This is a genomic window from Sphingomonas insulae (assembly GCF_010450875.1).
In the GTDB taxonomy this organism is placed as follows: domain Bacteria; phylum Pseudomonadota; class Alphaproteobacteria; order Sphingomonadales; family Sphingomonadaceae; genus Sphingomonas; species Sphingomonas insulae.
Genome location: NZ_CP048422.1, coordinates 2,054,397 through 2,070,950 on the forward strand (window position 1 = coordinate 2,054,397; position 16,554 = coordinate 2,070,950).

16 protein-coding genes and 1 tRNA gene are annotated in these 16,554 nt (G+C 67.6%); 10 read left to right on the plus strand and 7 right to left on the minus strand.

The window, feature by feature from the left end:
• Nucleotides 1-8 precede the first annotated feature (8 nt).
• A complete protein-coding gene (locus tag GTH33_RS11440; RefSeq protein WP_163958503.1) occupies nucleotides 9-860 on the plus strand; it encodes a DUF4198 domain-containing protein in 852 nt (283 codons plus the stop codon).
• Nucleotides 861-871: 11 nt separating this feature from the next.
• Nucleotides 872-1,780: an FAD:protein FMN transferase gene (locus GTH33_RS11445; protein ID WP_249054868.1), complete on the plus strand. Its 909-nt coding sequence runs from the start codon at nucleotides 872-874 to the stop codon at nucleotides 1,778-1,780.
• 192 nt (nucleotides 1,781-1,972) lie between these two features.
• On the opposite strand, the gene GTH33_RS11450 is transcribed toward GTH33_RS11445, so the two are convergent.
• Nucleotides 1,973-2,617 (minus strand): histidine phosphotransferase family protein, encoded by a 645-nt coding sequence (locus GTH33_RS11450; RefSeq protein ID WP_163958504.1) that lies wholly within the window; start codon nucleotides 2,615-2,617, stop codon nucleotides 1,973-1,975.
• Nucleotides 2,618-2,823: 206 nt separating this feature from the next.
• Nucleotides 2,824-3,264, minus strand: coding sequence for a M67 family metallopeptidase (locus tag GTH33_RS11455; protein WP_163958505.1), 441 nt, complete (start codon nucleotides 3,262-3,264; stop codon nucleotides 2,824-2,826).
• Between the two features lie 17 nt (nucleotides 3,265-3,281).
• Between GTH33_RS11455 and GTH33_RS11460 the strand changes: the two genes are divergently transcribed.
• Genes GTH33_RS11460 through mtgA form a run of 4 tightly spaced genes read left to right on the plus strand, consistent with a single transcriptional unit; the run spans nucleotide 3,282 to nucleotide 7,269 of the window.
• Complete coding sequence (locus GTH33_RS11460) at nucleotides 3,282-4,229, plus strand: RluA family pseudouridine synthase (protein WP_163958506.1); 948 nt, start codon at nucleotides 3,282-3,284, stop codon at nucleotides 4,227-4,229.
• 60 nt (nucleotides 4,230-4,289) lie between these two features.
• Entirely contained in the window at nucleotides 4,290-5,192 is a 903-nt protein-coding gene (gene rpoH / locus GTH33_RS11465) for an RNA polymerase sigma factor RpoH (RefSeq protein WP_163958507.1), read from the plus strand.
• Between the two features lies 1 nt (nucleotide 5,193).
• Nucleotides 5,194-6,585 (plus strand): flavin monoamine oxidase family protein, encoded by a 1,392-nt coding sequence (locus GTH33_RS11470; protein ID WP_163958508.1) that lies wholly within the window; start codon nucleotides 5,194-5,196, stop codon nucleotides 6,583-6,585.
• Between the two features lie 9 nt (nucleotides 6,586-6,594).
• Entirely contained in the window at nucleotides 6,595-7,269 is a 675-nt protein-coding gene (gene mtgA / locus GTH33_RS11475; RefSeq protein ID WP_163958509.1) for a monofunctional biosynthetic peptidoglycan transglycosylase, read from the plus strand.
• Between the two features lie 97 nt (nucleotides 7,270-7,366).
• Here mtgA and GTH33_RS11480 read toward each other — a convergent pair whose 3' ends face one another.
• Nucleotides 7,367-7,690, minus strand: a complete 324-nt coding sequence (locus tag GTH33_RS11480; protein WP_163958510.1) for a YbaB/EbfC family nucleoid-associated protein — start codon at nucleotides 7,688-7,690, stop codon at nucleotides 7,367-7,369.
• Entirely contained in the window at nucleotides 7,687-9,348 is a 1,662-nt protein-coding gene (locus GTH33_RS11485) for a DNA polymerase III subunit gamma/tau (RefSeq protein WP_163958511.1), read from the minus strand. The genes GTH33_RS11480 and GTH33_RS11485 overlap by 4 nt, the downstream gene beginning before the upstream one ends.
• Before the next feature lie 119 nt (nucleotides 9,349-9,467).
• On the opposite strand from GTH33_RS11485, the gene recJ reads away from it, so the two are divergent.
• The 3 genes from recJ (at nucleotide 9,468) to GTH33_RS11500 (ending at nucleotide 13,250) form a co-directional block, all read left to right on the plus strand.
• Nucleotides 9,468-11,222: a single-stranded-DNA-specific exonuclease RecJ gene (gene recJ / locus GTH33_RS11490; RefSeq protein WP_163958512.1), complete on the plus strand. Its 1,755-nt coding sequence runs from the start codon at nucleotides 9,468-9,470 to the stop codon at nucleotides 11,220-11,222.
• Nucleotides 11,223-11,272: 50 nt separating this feature from the next.
• Nucleotides 11,273-11,347: transfer RNA gene (locus GTH33_RS11495), tRNA-Glu, on the plus strand.
• 154 nt (nucleotides 11,348-11,501) lie between these two features.
• On the plus strand, nucleotides 11,502-13,250 hold the full coding sequence (locus GTH33_RS11500; protein WP_338054413.1) for a site-specific integrase: 1,749 nt from the start codon (nucleotides 11,502-11,504) through the stop codon (nucleotides 13,248-13,250).
• Between the two features lie 261 nt (nucleotides 13,251-13,511).
• Here GTH33_RS11500 and GTH33_RS11505 read toward each other — a convergent pair whose 3' ends face one another.
• From GTH33_RS11505 to GTH33_RS11515, 3 genes are all read right to left on the minus strand, one after another.
• Nucleotides 13,512-14,630, minus strand: a complete 1,119-nt coding sequence (locus tag GTH33_RS11505) for a tyrosine-type recombinase/integrase (RefSeq protein WP_163958514.1) — start codon at nucleotides 14,628-14,630, stop codon at nucleotides 13,512-13,514.
• On the minus strand, nucleotides 14,605-15,018 hold the full coding sequence (locus GTH33_RS11510; RefSeq protein WP_163958515.1) for a MerR family transcriptional regulator: 414 nt from the start codon (nucleotides 15,016-15,018) through the stop codon (nucleotides 14,605-14,607). The genes GTH33_RS11505 and GTH33_RS11510 overlap by 26 nt, the downstream gene beginning before the upstream one ends.
• A 299-nt stretch (nucleotides 15,019-15,317) precedes the next feature.
• Nucleotides 15,318-15,809, minus strand: coding sequence for a hypothetical protein (locus GTH33_RS11515; RefSeq protein ID WP_163958516.1), 492 nt, complete (start codon nucleotides 15,807-15,809; stop codon nucleotides 15,318-15,320).
• A gap of 94 nt (nucleotides 15,810-15,903) precedes the next feature.
• On the opposite strand from GTH33_RS11515, the gene GTH33_RS11520 reads away from it, so the two are divergent.
• Nucleotides 15,904-16,530 (plus strand): hypothetical protein, encoded by a 627-nt coding sequence (locus GTH33_RS11520; protein ID WP_163958517.1) that lies wholly within the window; start codon nucleotides 15,904-15,906, stop codon nucleotides 16,528-16,530.
• Nucleotides 16,531-16,554 lie beyond the last annotated feature (24 nt).

Below are 16,554 nucleotides of genomic sequence, written 5' to 3' on the forward strand. Positions count from 1 at the left end.
GTCGCCCGATGAAGCCTTACGCCATCCGCCTGCCCATCCGTCTGCTGGCCGCCGCCGCCCTGGTCGCGGCCCCGACGATGCTGTCCGCCCACCGGATGTGGATGTTGCCCTCCGGCACCGTCTTCTCCGGCACCGACAGCTGGGCGACGATCGACGCCGCGGTGTCGAACGACCTGTTCTTCTTCGATCACCAGCCGCTGCGCCTCGATGGCATCAAGGTGTGGCAGCCCGACGGCAGCGAGGGCAAGTTGCAGAACGGCGCGACCGGCCGCTACCGATCGGTCTTCGACGTCGAACTCGACAAGCCCGGCACGTGGAAGGTCGCGACGCAGATGTCCGCGGTCATGGGCAGCTTCAAGGCGGACGGCGTCGAAAAGCGCGTCGGCGGTCGTGGCGGCCAGCCGCGTCCCGGCCAGCCTGCGCCTTTGACCGTCGCGGATATCCCTGCCAACGCCACCGACGTGAAGCTGACCGAGGTGTCGTCCCGCAACGAGGTGTTCCTGACCGCCGGCGCGCCGACCACCACGGTGCTGAAGACCAGCGGCAAAGGCCTCGAATTCGCCCCCGTCACCCACCCCGACGAACTGGTCGCGGGAGAGGCGGCGAAGTTCCGCTTCCTAATCGACGGCAAGCCCGCCCCCGGCCTCAAGGTCACCGTCATCCCCGGCGGCAAGCGCTATCGCAACGACGAAGGCGCGATGAACCTCACCACCGGCGCGGACGGCGTGCTGACCGTGACATGGCCGGCCGCCGGCATGTACTGGCTCAACGCCACCGCCACCGATGCGAAGACGACCGTGCCGCGCGCGACCGAGCGCCGGATGACCTACGTCACCACGCTGGAAGTGCTGACCCCCTGAGCCCGCCCGCGATGCGGATCGCCTTGCCCGCCGTCATCGATCCGGCGGCGGTCGCGGCGCACGACCCGGCCGCGGCGATCGTCGACCTCGGCGGGGAGACGATGGGGACGCGCTGGCACGTCCGTGCCGTCCTCCCCGCCGGCATGACGGTCGCCGCGGTCGGGGCGGCGATCGTCGCCCGCCTCGACGGCATCGTCAACGAGATGAGCCACTGGTCGCCGACCTCGCGGCTGTCGCGCTTCAATCGCGCGGATGCGGGCGCGTGGGTGACGCTGCCGCCCGATTTCGCGCATGTCGTCGCGGGCGGGCTGGCGATTGCCGCGGCGACCGGCGGCGCGTTCGATCCGACGATCGGCCGGCTGGTCGAGCTGTGGGGTTTCGGCCCCACGCCCGTCACTACGTCACCCACCGACTTTGCGCTGGCCCAGGCCAAGGCCGCCACCGGCTGGCAGCGTCTCACCTACACCCCCGGCGATCGCCGCCTGCGCCAGCCCGGCGGCCTGTCGCTCGACCTGTCGGGCATCGCCAAGGGGCATGCCGTCGACGCGATCGCGGACGTGCTGGCGCAATGCGGCGTGAGGCATGCGCTAACCGAGATCGGCGGCGAGTTCGTCGGTCGCGGCATCCGCCCCGATGGCGAACCGTGGTGGGTCGATCTGGAGGTTCCGCCCGGCAGCGACCTCGCGCCGCTGCGGATCGCGCTCCATCGCCTCGCCGTCGCGACCTCGGGCGACTACCGGCGCGGCGCCCACACGATCGACCCCCGCACCGGCCGGTCGGTAGCGAACGGAGTCGTGTCCGCCAGCGTCATCCACGCCGACGCGCTGACGGCGGATGCCTGGGCGACGGCTCTGACCGTGCTGGGGCCGGGGGAGGGGGGGCACTGGCGACGACGCACGGCATCGCGGGGCGGATCGTGACCCTGATCGAAGGCGTGACCCGGGAATATCTGACGCCTGCGCTGGACACGATGCTGACCGATTGAACTTCGGCCGACGTGCTGCCCTCACCCTTCCTCCGCTGCGCCCCTCCCTCCCGCTCCCATCGGGAGAGGGAATAGACGCCGCAGGCGGCGAAGGGTGAGGGCAGGGGGCGAACGGTCTCGGGATCCCTTACCTCGCGTTGAACACCGCGCCCAGGATCATGACGTTGTCCGCCGGCTCGTTGACCTGCACCGCACCGCCCGCCTGCGCCACCAAAGTATGCACCAGATATGCGGCGGCCGCGCGCGGCGTCACGCCGTCGGCCCGCTCGCCGTCGGTCAGCGTCTCGCGCAATTCGGGGTCGAGGATGATGCGTGGCCCCTCGATCTTGACGACGATCTCCAGATGCCCGTCATTCTCCTCGCCGCCGACATCCAGCGTGCCGCCCCGCACCAGCGCCTCGCTGGCGATCAGCGTCAGGTTCAGCATCACCTTCAGCGCGGTCTTCGGCAGCGTCTCGCCCTCGACCCACCAGTTGAACGTCGTCCGCTTGTTGTCGACCAGCAGCCCCTCGATCGCGGTCTTCGCCTCGCGGCTGTCGACCCGCTCAGCGAAACCGCCACCCGCCCCGAAGGCGAGGCGAAAGAACTTCAGCTTGTTCGCCGACGCCCGCGCGCTCTCGCTGAGCAACTGGAACACGCGCGCCCGCATCTCGGGATCGTTCTCGTCGCCCAGCAGCTCCAGCCCGTTGTTGAGCGCGCCGACCGGCGACAACAGGTCATGGCACAGCCGCGAACACAGCAGGCTGGCGAAATCGACCGGACTGACGGACATTGGGATCCCCTGAACTCTCGGCCAATCTGTGGCCGACCCGAGTCGCGCTGGCAAGCCGCCGCGGCTGTTGGATCGCGATCCCCGCGTGTCGTTGGTATCGCTGGCGGATTGTCGGACGCCTGTCCTATGCGTCCGGTGCGGGCTATCGCCCGGCTCGTTTCTGTTCACCGCGTCGGATCATCGCGAGAATGGAAACGATCGACCGCTCATGTTTCCGTACGAGTGCCCCACTTGTTCATGTTGTTCGACTTCGCCAGCGCGATCCGAACGAACCGCCCCTCGACCGGCCCGTCCGCCACCGCGCGCCATCCCCGCAGCACGCCGCCGGCGGCGATCAGCCACAGCGTGCCGTCCGCCGCCGCCTCCGCCGCATCGCGCGCCGACGGCACGGCGACGCCGCCGGGGTGGGAATGGTAATGGCCGACGATCCGCGGCCCGCCGCCCCGCGCGGCGCGATGCGCCGCGATCAGCGCGGCGGGATCGATCTCGAACCGGCGGGCGGGATCGGTGGCGACGTTGCGACAGGGCAGGGCACGCGTGATCCTGTCCCCCTCGCCCAGCAGCAACCCGCAAATCTCCACCGCCGGCGATGCCGCCGCTTCCTCCAGAATTTGCCCGACCAGCTCGCTTGCAATCGTCACCGTCATGCCCACATCGTTACGACATGGACCGGGGGGTTTCCATCTTGCAGGCGACGATCGCCACCACGGCCGATGGCTGGCGGCTGGACCGCGCGCTGGCCGATGCCGTGCCGACGTTGTCGCGTGAACGGTTGAAGGTATTGATCGCCAGCGGTGCGGTCACCCGCGACGGCATCATGGTGCGCGATCCGGCCAAGCGCGCGACCGCGGGCGACCGGCTGGCGGTCGCCGTACCGGTGCCGACGCTGCCGCATAACGAGGCGCAGGACATCCCGCTCGTCGTCGCTTATGAAGACGAACATCTGATCGTCATCGACAAGCCCGCCGGCCTCGTCGTCCACCCTGCCGCCGGCAACCTCGACGGCACGCTGGTCAACGCGCTGCTCCACCATTGCGACGGCAGCCTGTCCGGCATCGGCGGCGTCGCCCGGCCGGGGATCGTCCATCGCATCGACAAGGATACGTCGGGGCTGATGGTCGCCGCCAAGACCGACCGCGCGCATGAAGGGCTGGCCCGCCAGTTCCACGACCACAGCATCGATCGCCGCTACCGTGCCATCGTCGGCGGCGTGCCGCGCCCGGCGGAGGGCAAGGTCGATGCCCCGCTCGCTCGCTCGGCGGCCAATCGCAAGAAGATCGCGATCGTGGCTGGCGGCAAACGGGCGGTGACGCATTTCCGCACGATGACGACGCTGCGTGATGCCGCGCTGGTCGAATGCCGGCTGGAAACCGGACGAACGCATCAGGTACGCGTCCACATGGCATCGATCGGCCATGCCTTGCTGGGTGACCCGGTCTATGGTAGAACAAAGGGTGCTCAAAAAGCGCTTCTCGAAACCCTCGGTTTCCGCCGCCAAGCCTTGCATGCGGCGCACCTGGGGTTCATTCATCCGGTGAAAAGCACCGCTTTGGCGTTCGAAAGCGATATGCCTGCCGACATGCAGGAACTGTTCACCGAGCTTCACGTATAGGTTAGAGCCGTTCGTTACCGCAGTGCGGAACGACGCCTCCGCAGAAAGGGAGATCAGATCATGGCAGCCCGCAGCAACGTCCCCGCGACGATTCCTGCCCTCGGCGGGGAGCAGAGCCTCAACCGCTATCTGTCCGAGATCAAGAAATTCCCCATCCTCGCGCCCGAGCAGGAATTCATGCTCGCCAAGCGTTTTCAGGAACATGGCGACACTGATGCGGCGGCGCAGCTCGTTACCTCGCACCTGCGTCTCGTGGCGAAGATCGCGATGGGCTATCGCGGCTACGGCCTGCCGACGTCGGAACTGATTTCCGAAGGCAACATCGGCCTGATGCAGGGCGTCAAGAAGTTCGAGCCGGACCGCGGCTTCCGCCTCGCTACCTATGCGATGTGGTGGATCCGCGCCTCGATCCAGGAATATATCCTGCGCTCGTGGAGCCTGGTGAAGATGGGCACCACCGCCGCGCAGAAGAAGCTGTTCTTCAACCTGCGCCGGATGAAGTCCAAGCTCGACGCGTTCGAGGACGGCGACCTCAAGCCCGAACATATCACCAAGATCGCCACCGACCTTGGCGTCGCCGAAAGCGATGTCGTGTCGATGAATCGCCGCATGGCGATGGGCGGCGACACGTCGCTCAACGTCTCGATGCGGGAGGACGGCGAGGGCCAGTGGCAGGACTGGCTGCAGGACGATGCGCCGTTGCAGGACACCGTCGTCGCCGAGGCACAGGAGGCGGACGTCCGCCACGGCATGCTCGTTTCGGCGATGGACGACCTCAACGATCGCGAGAAGCATATCCTGACCGAACGCCGTCTGACCGACGATCCCAAGACGCTCGAGGAACTCTCGCAGGTCTATGGCGTCAGCCGCGAACGCGTCCGGCAGATCGAGGTGCGTGCCTTCGAAAAGCTGCAAAAGGCGATGATGCGTATCGCCGGCGAGAAGCGCCTGCTCGCCGCCTGAGATGGGCCGCACCGTCGTCATCGGCGGCGGGGCGGCCGGCATAGCTGCGGCACGGCGGCTGCACGATGCGGGCGCGAATGTGCTGCTGGTCGAGGCGAGCGACCGACTGGGTGGGCGGGCATTGAGCTTGCGCCTCCCCCATGCTCCCCCGCTGCCGCGAGATGGCGACATGGTCGCCGCGGTCGAGATAACCACACCGCCATTATCCCATCCTCGGGCAGGACCGGGGTATGGTTTGGATACGTTCTCCGATACGCCACCAATGCTGTCCACCGGCGGCCCGACATCCGCCAGGGGAGAGCAACCGGGCATGATCGTCGATGCCGGCTGCGGCTGGCTTCATTCGGCCCGGCGCAACCCGTGGACGGCCATCGCCGAACGCGAGGGCATCGGCATCGACCGCTCCTCGCCGAACTGGGGCGTGCAATGGCGCGACCTCGGCTACCCACCCGCGGAACAACAGGCCTTTCGCGAGGCCTATGCCTGTTTCGAAACGACTGCTCATGCGGCGCTGGACGGGCCCGATCGGCCGCTCTCTGCCTTCGTCCCTGCCGACGACCCCTGGCGGCCGATGATCGATGCGATCTCTGGTTATGCCAATGGCGCGCCGCTCGACCAGGTGTCGCTGCACGACTGGGCCAGTTACGAAGACGCCGCGACCGAGGACAATTGGGCATTGCCCAGTGGCTATGGCACGCTGGTCGTCGGTCATGTCGGTGCGGCGCCCGTGCGCCTTGACACGCCGGTCACCCGCATCGACCATCGCGGACCGACGATCCGCCTCGATACACCCGCCGGCACGATCGAGGCCGATCGCATCATCCTCGCGATTCCGACCACCGCCTATCGCACGCTTCGCTTCGACCCGGCGTTAACGGTGAAGCAGGACGCCGCAGCCGCGCTGCCGCTCGGGCTTGCCGACAAGGTGTTCGTCGCCGTCGACGCGCCGGAATGGCCGGCGAACGCGCATCTGGTCGGCGACCCCCATCGTACGTGTACCGCCAGCCATCGGCTGTCGCCGTTCGGCCTGCCGATCATCGAAAGCTTCTTCGGCGGTGCCTGTGCGGAAGCGATGCCGGACGCCCACGCTGCGGCGGATTTCGCCCTCGCGGAACTGGTGACGCTGCTCGGGGCGTCGTGGCGCGCCCGGCTGACGCCGCTCGCCGCGACGCATTGGCGTGGCATGCCATATATCCACGGCAGCTACAGCCACGCCCGCGTCGGCCATGCCGCCGCCCGCGCGGCACTGGCCGCAACCATCGACGACCGCCTGTTCTTCGCTGGCGAGGCCTGTTCCGACCACGACTTCTCCACGGCCCATGGCGCCTATCTGACCGGCATCGATGCGGCGGACGCCATCCTGGGCTTGCTGGCGGCCACGCGCCGCACGTAAGAGGCGGCGATGATCTCCATCCTCCGCATCCTGTTCAAGGCCGGCCTGATCTTCGTCGGCGTCAGCGTGCTGTGGGTCGCCATCTATCGCTTCGTACCCGTGCCGTTCACCTGGACGATGGCCGGCGATCTGGTCGCCGGACGCAGCGTCACCAAACGGTGGATGCCGCTGTCCGATATCGATCCCGACATGGCGCGTGCCGCCATCGCGGGCGAGGATTCACGCTTCTGCGAACATCACGGCTTCGATTTCCGCGCCATCGCCGGCGCTGCCTATCGCAACGCGCAGGGCGGCCGCATCCGGGGCGGTTCGACGATCAGCCAGCAGACCGCGAAGAACGTCTTTCTGTTCCAGGGCGGCGGCTATATCCGCAAGGCGTTCGAGGCGTATTTCACCGTCCTGATCGAAACGCTCTGGGGCAAGCGCCGGATCATGGAGGTCTATCTCAACGTCGCCGAAACGGGGATCGGCACCTACGGCGCCGACGCCGCGGCGCTGCGGTATTTCGGCCATGACGCGACAAGGCTGTCTCCGACCGAAGCGGGTCGGATCGCGGCGGTCCTGCCATTGCCGAAGAAGCGGGCCGCGATCGATCCGCGCGGCTTCGTGCGGCGGCACGGCAACACGCTGGCGCGCTACGTCGGTACGGTGCGGCGCAATGGCCTGGACGCCTGCCTGAAATAGGCGGCTGTGGCATGGTGGCGGAGGCGATCGTCGCGGCGCACACCAGCCATAGATGCACGCGTCCCGCCGCCGGCATCGCCGACGGCGCGCGCGGGGTTCAGAACGGCAGCTTGAAGCCCGGCGGCAGCGGCAGGCCGCTGGTCATCTTCGACATCTCGGCGCCGGATACTGCATCCGCCTTGGTACGGGCATCGTTGAATGCGGCGGCCAGCAGGTCTTCAAGCATTTGCTTCTCGGACATCTCGATCAGCGAATCGTCGATCGCGATGTCGATGATCCGGCCCTTCGCGCTGGCCTTCACCTTGACGAGGCCGCCGCCCGACACGCCTTCGACCTCGATCGTGTCGAGCTGATCCTGCGCCTTCTGCAATTCGCTCTGGACGTTCTGCGCCATCGCGAGGATTTCATCGATATTCTTCATGCGATACTCCGTTTGCCGGGCCAGGATTCCAGTTCCGCCCCAGGAAAGGCGGCAAACGCCGCCTTGACCAGCGGCGTGTCGAGGATCGCCTGGCGCGTCGCCTCTTCCTCGGCCTTGGCCTGCTCGCGCAAGGTAGGCGCGCCGGGCGCATCCTCCAAGGCGATCTTCCACGCTTTCCCGGTCGCCGTCTTCAACGCATCGGCGACGTCGCGCAGCGTATCCGCCGACATCGGCCGCGATCCACTGAGGATCAGTTCGGGCGCCTCGTAGCGGACGACGCGGGCGCCGTTGCTCAGTTGCGCCGCGACCGCGTGATGGCCCTTGTCTTCCAGCAACGTCACCAGCCCGGCGAAATCCGCGGGCGCACCCTGCCGCTCGACCGCGGCCGGCGCCGCCAGCGGGGCCGGTGCGGCGGCGGCGCCCTGCGGCTGCGGCGCCGTCAGCTCGCCGCTCGCGATCGCCTTCGCCAGTTCGCCCGGGTCGGGGAGGGTCGAGGCGTGGATCGCGCGCAGCAGCGCCATCTCCGCCGCCTCGATCGGCAACGCCGCCTTCGCGACCTCGTCATGCCCCTTCAGGAACAACTGCCACAGGCGATGCAGGGCAGGGAAGGACAGTTTGGCCGCCCATTCGGCGCGCGCGTTGCGTTCCTCGACCGGCTGTGCCGGGTCCTCCGCCGTGCCGACCTTGGCCAGCGTGATGCCGTGCACGGTTTCCAGCATCGCGCGCAGCACCGACTGCGGATCGACGCCATAGTCGTATTGCCGGCGCAGGCTGGCCAGCGCCGCCGCGGCATCGCCGGCCAGCACCAGCCCGAGCAGGTCGCGCACCGCGCCGCGATCGGACAGGCCCAGCATCTGCCGCACTGCCGCCGCGGTGACGCCGCCACCCTCCAGCCCGGCATGCGCGATGCCCTGGTCCAGGATCGACAGCCCGTCGCGCGCCGACCCTTCCGCGGCGCGCGCGATCAGCGTCAACGCCTCGGCCTCCGCCTCGACGCCCTCCTCGCGGCAGACGAACGCGAAGTGCGCCGCCAGCTGCTCTGCCGAGATGCGCCGCAGGTCGAAGCGCTGACACCGCGACAGCACGGTGATCGGCACCTTGTTCACCTCGGTCGTGGCGAACAGGAACTTCACGTGTGCGGGCGGTTCCTCCAGCGTCTTCAACAGCGCGTTGAAGGCGTTCTTGGACAGCATGTGGACCTCGTCCACGATGTAGATCTTGTAGCGTGCCGACACCGCGGCATAACGTGCCGCATCGATGATCTCGCGCACGTCGTCGACGCCGGTGTGGCTCGCGGCGTCCATCTCGATCACGTCGATGTGCCGCCCCTCCGCGATCGCGCGGCACGGCTCGCACACCCCGCATGGGTCGATCGTCGGGCCGCCGGTGCCATCGGGCCCGATGCAGTTGAGCGCCTTGGCGATCAGCCGCGCGGTCGACGTCTTGCCTACCCCACGCACGCCGGTCATCAGGAACGCATGCGCCAGCCGGTCGCGCCTGATCGCATTCCCCAGCGTGGTGACCATCGCATCCTGCCCGATCAGTTCGGAAAAGGTCTGCGGACGATATTTGCGCGCAAGCACGCGATAGGGGCTCGAGGCGGACGGCGCCTGAGCTGCGGGCTGCGGCGGTTCGCCCAGATCAAAGGAATCGGCCATCCCCTTGCATATAGGCAGCCGACCCGCCGCTGTCGAAGGGCGGGTTTGCCCCCGCATCGCGGCTGCCGTATGACGACGCTGCGCCAGCCCCGCGCGCGTTCCGGAACATTTCGCACCCCATGACACCCGTACTCGGCGTAACGGATTCGATTCTCGGCCAACCATGGCGGTGGCGCAGCCTCGCCGCCGACGGTCGCGACGGCTTCGGCACCGAAGACCTCGTCACGCAGTTGCTGCTCGCCCGCGGTGCGCCGCGCGAGACGCTGGAGCAGCACCGCAATCCGTCGATCCGCGCGTTCATGCCGGACCCGTCGATCTTCCGCGACATGGAGCGCGCCGCCGAACGCCTCGCCGATGCGGTGCAGGCGCAGGAGAATATCGCGGTGTTCGGCGATTACGACGTCGACGGCGCGACGTCCGCGGCGTTGCTGATCCTCGTCCTGCGCGATTTGGGGGTAGAGGCGCGCCCCTACATCCCCGATCGCCTGATCGAGGGCTATGGCCCGTCCGGCGCGGCGCTGGTGCGGCTGGCGGGCGAGGGCGCCTCGCTGATCGTGACCGTCGATTGCGGCGCGCAGGCGTTCGAGGCGCTGGCGACCGCCCATGCCCATCCCGTCGATGTCGTCGTGGTCGATCACCACAAATGTGCCGCTGCGCTGCCGCTGGCGCATGCGCTGGTCAATCCCAATCGCCTGGACGAGGGGGAGGGCGCGGCGCATGGCCACCTCGCCGCAGTCGGTGTCTGTTTCCTGCTTGCCGCCGCGCTGCTGCGCACGTTGGACGCGCGGGGGTTCTTCGCCACCCGGGCCAAGCCCAACCTGATCCATCACCTTGATATCGTCGCGCTCGGCACCGTCGCCGATGTGGCGCAGCTGCGCGGCCTCAATCGCGCATTCGTCGCGCAGGGGCTGAAGGTCATGGCGCAGGGGCGCAACATCGGCCTTGCCGCATTGGTGGCCGCATCGCGGCTGACCCGCGCTCCGACGTGCACCGATCTGGGCTTCGCACTCGGCCCGCGCATTAACGCCGGCGGCCGTGTCGGCCGCGCCGACCTCGGCGTCCGCCTGCTCACCACCGCGGACCCGGACGAGGCGCAGCAGATTGCCGGAGAACTCGACCGCCTCAACGAAGAGCGCCGCGGCATCGAGACGGAGGTGCAACTGGCCGCGGACACGATGACCTCCGCCGATCGGCGGGTCGTCGTGGTGGCGGGGCAGGGGTGGCACCCCGGCGTGATCGGCATCGTCGCCGGACGGCTGAAGGAAAAGCTCGGCCGCCCCGCCATCGTCATCGGAATCGGCGAGGACGGCATCGGCAAGGGTTCTGGTCGCTCGATCGCGGGCGTCGACCTTGGTGCCGCCGTGCTGGCCGCCAAGGAGCACGGGCTGCTCGTCGCCGGCGGCGGCCATGCCATGGCGGCGGGCCTCACCATCGATGCAGACCGGGTCGCCGCCTTCGCCGACTTCCTCGAGGAACGGCTTGCCGCCGGCGTCGATCGCGCGATGGGTGAACGGGCGTTGCTGGTCGATGCGGTGCTCGCGCCGGGAGGGGTGAACCCTCTGCTGGTCGAATCGCTCGACGTCGGCGGACCATACGGCATGGGCTGGCCGGCACCGCGGATCGCAGCGGGACCGGTTCGGATCATCAAGGCCGATGTCGTCGGCAACGGCCACGTCCGCGCCGTCGTCGCGGGCGATGATGGCCGCAGTTTCAAGGCGGTGGCGTTCCGCGCCGCCGACACCACGCTCGGGCAGGCGCTGCTCGGCGCCGCACCGCATCGCCGCCTGTGGCTCGCCGGTCGGGTCAAGATCGACGATTGGGGCAGCCGCCCCGCCGCCGAAATGCATCTGGAGGATGCGGCATGGGCAAATTGATGAACAGCCCCTTGACCGATCGCCGACCCTCTTCTAGCAGCACCCCCGCTGGCCCCTTCGTCTAGCGGTTAGGACGCGGCCCTTTCACGGCTGAAGCACGGGTTCGATTCCCGTAGGGGTCACCAGCACCGCTGTTAGCGGCAGAAATCCAGGATTTACGGTGTCTTCACCGCCCGCTGGTACAGCGAGCAGGTACAGCGAGACACGAATGGTGCAGATGGCCACCCCTGGAAACATCCAAGCGGCATATACTACCTCCGGCGCCAGATACCCGAACGGCTGCGGCCCGAGATGGGCGGCAGTCCGGTCTTCAAGGAATCGCTCGGCACGAGGGATCCCGCCGAGGCGGCACGCCTCTTCGTCGCGGCCAACGCGCGACTGCAGGTCATGATGGACGAGGCCGAGAAGCGGATCCTCGCCGCGCGCTCCCTCGACGAGATCTCCGCCGAGCGTGCGGGCGACATCGTGAGCCGGTATCTCGCGACATACCGCCCCGACAACCTCTTCCACCCGTTCTACTCGCTCGCGCGCACGTTCTATGCGGAGGAGACCTGCGTGCGGCTGCACGGGTTCGTCGCGGAGCGCTCGACGCCGATGCCCATGGAGGACACCGACAACCTCTCCTTCAAGCGCGGCAGGCTGCTCGTCGGCGACCAGTGGCTCGACTTCGTCCGCGATCGGCCACGGTCGGTCTGGATCAAGGCATGCGACGAGATCCTTGTTCCGCTGTTCAGATTCGCCACACCGCCGGTCAAGCGGATACCCGAGAACGAGTTCGCGCTGATGGACGCCTGGAACGTCCGGGTCGAAGAGGACAGCCGGCGCTTCCACGACGCCGTGAACAATCCGCCTCGCGCCAGGTCCCGCTCGCGGCTCGACTCCGGCCTTCGGTTCGGCGAACTGCTCGATCGCTGGGCGGAGGCCCGTACGCCGCGCCCACAGACGATCCACGACACGAAGGTCGCAATCGCGGATCTCGTGGCGTTCTACGGCGACATCGCCGTCTCGTCGTTCACCAAGGACATGCTGCTCGACTACCGCGACGCCGCTCGTGGGCTGCCGCTCGGCATGCCTAGGGCGGACCGCGAGCTCCCGTTCCCGGCCCGCGTGGAGAAGTACGCAGGGACGAAGCTGAATCGGGTTGGCGCCACGACCGTCAAGAAGCGCATCGGCGCCGTCCAGGCGCTTCTCGGATTCGCGAGCCAGGAAGGCTGGCTGGAGCACAACGTCGGACGCGGGGTGACCGTGGAGGGCGCTGGTCGGCCGAAGATCCGGCGGCGCAGCTTCAGGAGCGAGGAGCTGACGACGCTGTTCGGCAGCGAGCTCTTCCTTCATCCCACCCGGCTGCTCGACCGCCGTACCAAGGTGAGCGATCTCACCCTCTACTGGCTCTTCCTGTTCGGCGTGACCTCCGGCGCTCGGATCGAGGAGATCGGCCAGGCCCATCTCGCCGACGTCGTGCGACGTGACGGCGTTCTTCATATCGACATCGACGACTATGTGACCGACACGGAGGACGGCGCTGGCGAACTGGAAAAGTCAGTCAAGAACGACGGGTCCCGACGGGTCGTGCCGATCCACGATCGCCTTCTCGACATCGGGTTCGAGCGCTATGTCGATGCGCTGAGGAGGGCGGATCAGCGCCAGCTCTTTCCAGACCTGACGTCGAACATGTTCAGCAAGCTCACACAGGAGGCCAGCCGTCGGGCCGGCCGCTATATCGACAGGGTCGTCGCCGACGACCCGCGCCTCGTGTTCCACTCGTTCCGCCACACCTTCAAGGACCAGGGGCGAGAAGCGGAGATCCAGGAACGGATCCTCGACCAACTGTGCGGTCATGCGCCGACCAGCGTCGGCGGGAAGTACGGCAGCGGTGTCGGTCTGCCGTCGCTGAAGCGGAACCTCGACAGGATCGTCTTCGCAGCTATCGACTGGGACGCCATCACGGCGGCGGCGGCAAACGTGAAGTGGGTCGACCTGGTTCAAAAGCTCGTCGCGCGAGCTAAGATTACTAGCCCTAGCGACTGATCGTGGTTCCTATCCATTTCTGGATGAGTCCATTCGTAGGTGCGAACTTTGACGGTTTTCTGCGGCCCTCCCCTTTTTTGCAAACAGCGCCGATGATACCAAAGCCGCAGAAAAGCGTCAGAGTTCGCAGAAGTTCGCACTTTGCCGGGCGTCGGCCGAAGAGGCGGACCAATGCCTCCTCCTCATGCCGAGCCGGCATGGAAAAGGGCCGGGGCCTCGCGGCCCCGACCCCCGACTGTCACCCGCCGCGATCGGCTCGGGCTAGGCCGCCTTGGCCAGGCTGACCAGACGCAGGCGCAGACGCGGCGCAGCCCGCCTGACCGCCTGGCGCATCATCGGCGGCTCCGCATTCATCGCCGCGGCGTGCTCGACCAGCCTCGCCATGGCATGACCCGCCTCCTTGCGCTTGATGAGATAGGCGATCGCCTGCTGGTACGTCCGATGACCGATGATCGCCATGATGCCCTGGACCGTGCATCCGGCATCCTCGAGCATCGCGGCGGTCGCGTAGCGGCCGCCGTGGGGCGTGCGATGCGGAAAGTTCGGGATGCTCGCGATCAGCTTCGTCAGCCGCCGATTGTAGCTCTTCCTGCCGACGGGATTGCCGACGTGGTTCCGGACGATCGCTCCCGAGACGGGGCCCTGCGCGCGGAGGTAGTCGAGTTCGGCCCTCAGCATCGGATGCAGCGGGATGTCGAGGAGCTCCCTCGTCTTCCCCTGCCTGACGCGGATGCTGTCGCCGAGCACCTGCGACCACTGCGTGCGCTCGATATCGCCGGCACGCTGACCGGTGCAGAGCCCCAGGATCAGCAGCGTGCGGATCGCCCCCTTCGCATGCTTGAGAAGAAGGACGATCTCGTCGTCAGACCACGGCACGTGCCCGTCGGACACGATCTTGACCCTGTCGAGTTCCCGCGCCCTGTTCACGCCCTTCTCGACATAGCCGCGCTTGCTGGCGAAATTGTACAGACGGCTGATGAAGGCCCTCAAGCCATTCGAGCTGCCGATCGGGACGGTATTTCGGACCTCGGCGATCATCTCGGAGGTGGTGGCGGTCATGTCGCAGTCGCCCAGCAACGGCTCCACCTTCCGCGCCAACCCGCGATACCCTTCCTGGGTCTTGTGCGCCAGCGCGCGGAACTCGACGTCGGCGAAGAACTTCTCCAGCACGAACGAGAAGCTACCGTGTGCGTTCTCGACCCGCACGCGCTCGGGCGGGATGATCTGCGTCAGCAGTCGCTGATACTTCTCTAGGAACTCGGGCTCGCCGGGCTGCCCCGGCAGCGAGGTCTGGAAGTCGCGATAGCGGAAGCGCCAGTAGGTGCCGCGCGCGATGTAGGTGTACTTGGGCTTATCAACCTTGCCGTGCTGCTTGTTCATGCTTCTTGAGCCTTGCGTAGAACCGCTGCTGCATCGCCCGCGCACTCGAGGCCGGGTCCGTAGACCGCGACGGCGTTCCGGCCATCGCGTCCGCGAAGCGGTCGAGGTCCTGCCGGTCCCAGAGCACGCGCCGTCCGATCCGCCGCGGCGCGATGCCGAGCGAACGGAAGGTCTTGTCGCACACGCCGAAATAGGCGCAGGCGAGCCGCAGCGGCATCAGTCTCGGCCAGTCGGGAAGCCGCGCTCGCGCGCCAGTCGTCCCGCTGACCATATCGTCGTCATCGTCATGCTGCATCGATCGCCGCTCCTGACCGGAAGGCGGCCGAACTCGCCCGTAGAGACCATCCGGCCTCCACAGTCCTCCGAAGACCGCACGGGAGTCGGCCATGAACCGAACACAACGTGAACGGTTCCCGTCCTATCCTGAAAACGGGCTTCGCAGTGCGACGTGACGGGTGTTGACGTCCGGGGGTGCGGCGTGCGATTCGGAACTTAGCCGCTTCAGCCGGATGTCGTCTCTGGGGTAATCCTCAGGTCGGCTTCATGACCTTCTCCTTCACGGTGGTGGGGTCCGGCAAGAGTGGTCCGCGGGGCCTGCCGCTCCTACGGCGGCCCCGCACCTCCTCCCGGACGAAAATCGCCATCAGCGCATCGCGCCTCCGGCCGGCGAACCTGAGCTGACGACCATCATGCCGCTTCGCGCTTCGCGGTCCTGGGACCGCGGAACCCTACGATCTCGCCCTCGACCGTCGCACGATCGATATCGCCGATGACCCATCTGGCGTTCTCGCCATCGTGCCTCAACTCGCCGCGATCGGCGAGCTTGCGAAGAAGCGGCGATACGCTCGTACGGGGGATCGTCACGCCCCATCGGGCATGCACGGCGTCGATCATCTCGCGCACTCCCATCGGCTTCCCGGCCTCGGCGAGCACCGTCGTCAGCATCGTCCGGTGCGTCGGGCGAGCCTTCACGACCGTCGCGCCTGCCGACCCCTGCTGCGGAGCGCCTCGCGGTGTCAGGCCTAGCGCCTCCTCCACGACCTGAATGGCGCCCAAGATGCTTGCGAGCGCCCGCGTCTCGCGGGCGACCCGCTCCTCCGCCTCGTCACGTCGACGATAGAGATCGTCGAGATCGAGGGTGACCAGCCGGGTCGACGGGGATGCAGGTGATTCGCTCATGCGCCGACCATGACGATCGCAGGCTCATGAGTCAATTATCCTCTGTAGAGTCTTCGATGCACGTCACTACCCGACCTTGAAAAGGAAGATATACATGACCATGCACGAGAGGGAGCGATCCTCGCGGATCGTGGCCGAGGCGACGCGCATCATCGACTTGTCGGCGCAGATCGACGCGGCCCTCGATCAGGCCGAGCGCCTCGACCGCGAGCGCATCGCGGCGGCGGTCGAGCTCGCGGGCCTTGCCGGAGTGGACCTCGGCGCACAGCAGCGCCGCCTCGCCAGCCCGGCGATCGAACATGCGCTGAACATCGTCCGGAGCGCAGGCGACGAAGGGATCCCCGCCGGGCAGCTCGCCGAACGGGTCGGGAAGGCGACGGGCCGACGGGTAACCGAGAAGGGCCTCCGGGACGATCTGCGGCCGTTCCACGTGATGGGGGACATCCGCCTGAACGGCAATCTCTACAGACCGGGCAACGGTCGAGCCAACCGGCAGCGGACGAAGAAGCAGCTGGGGCTACCGACGGACACCGTGATGGTGCTGGAGGTCCTCCGGGCGTCGCCCGAACCCATGGGCATCAGGGCGATGATGGACGCAGTCAAGGAGCGGTTCGGCGAGACTATCCCGCGGACGAGCATCTCGCCCCTGCTCAGGAAGCTCGATGACAGGGGCGGAATTGTCGTCCACCTAGGTGACAAGTGGGCCGCAGTGAAGGCTTGACGGAGTCCTACTGAAGTTTTTCCT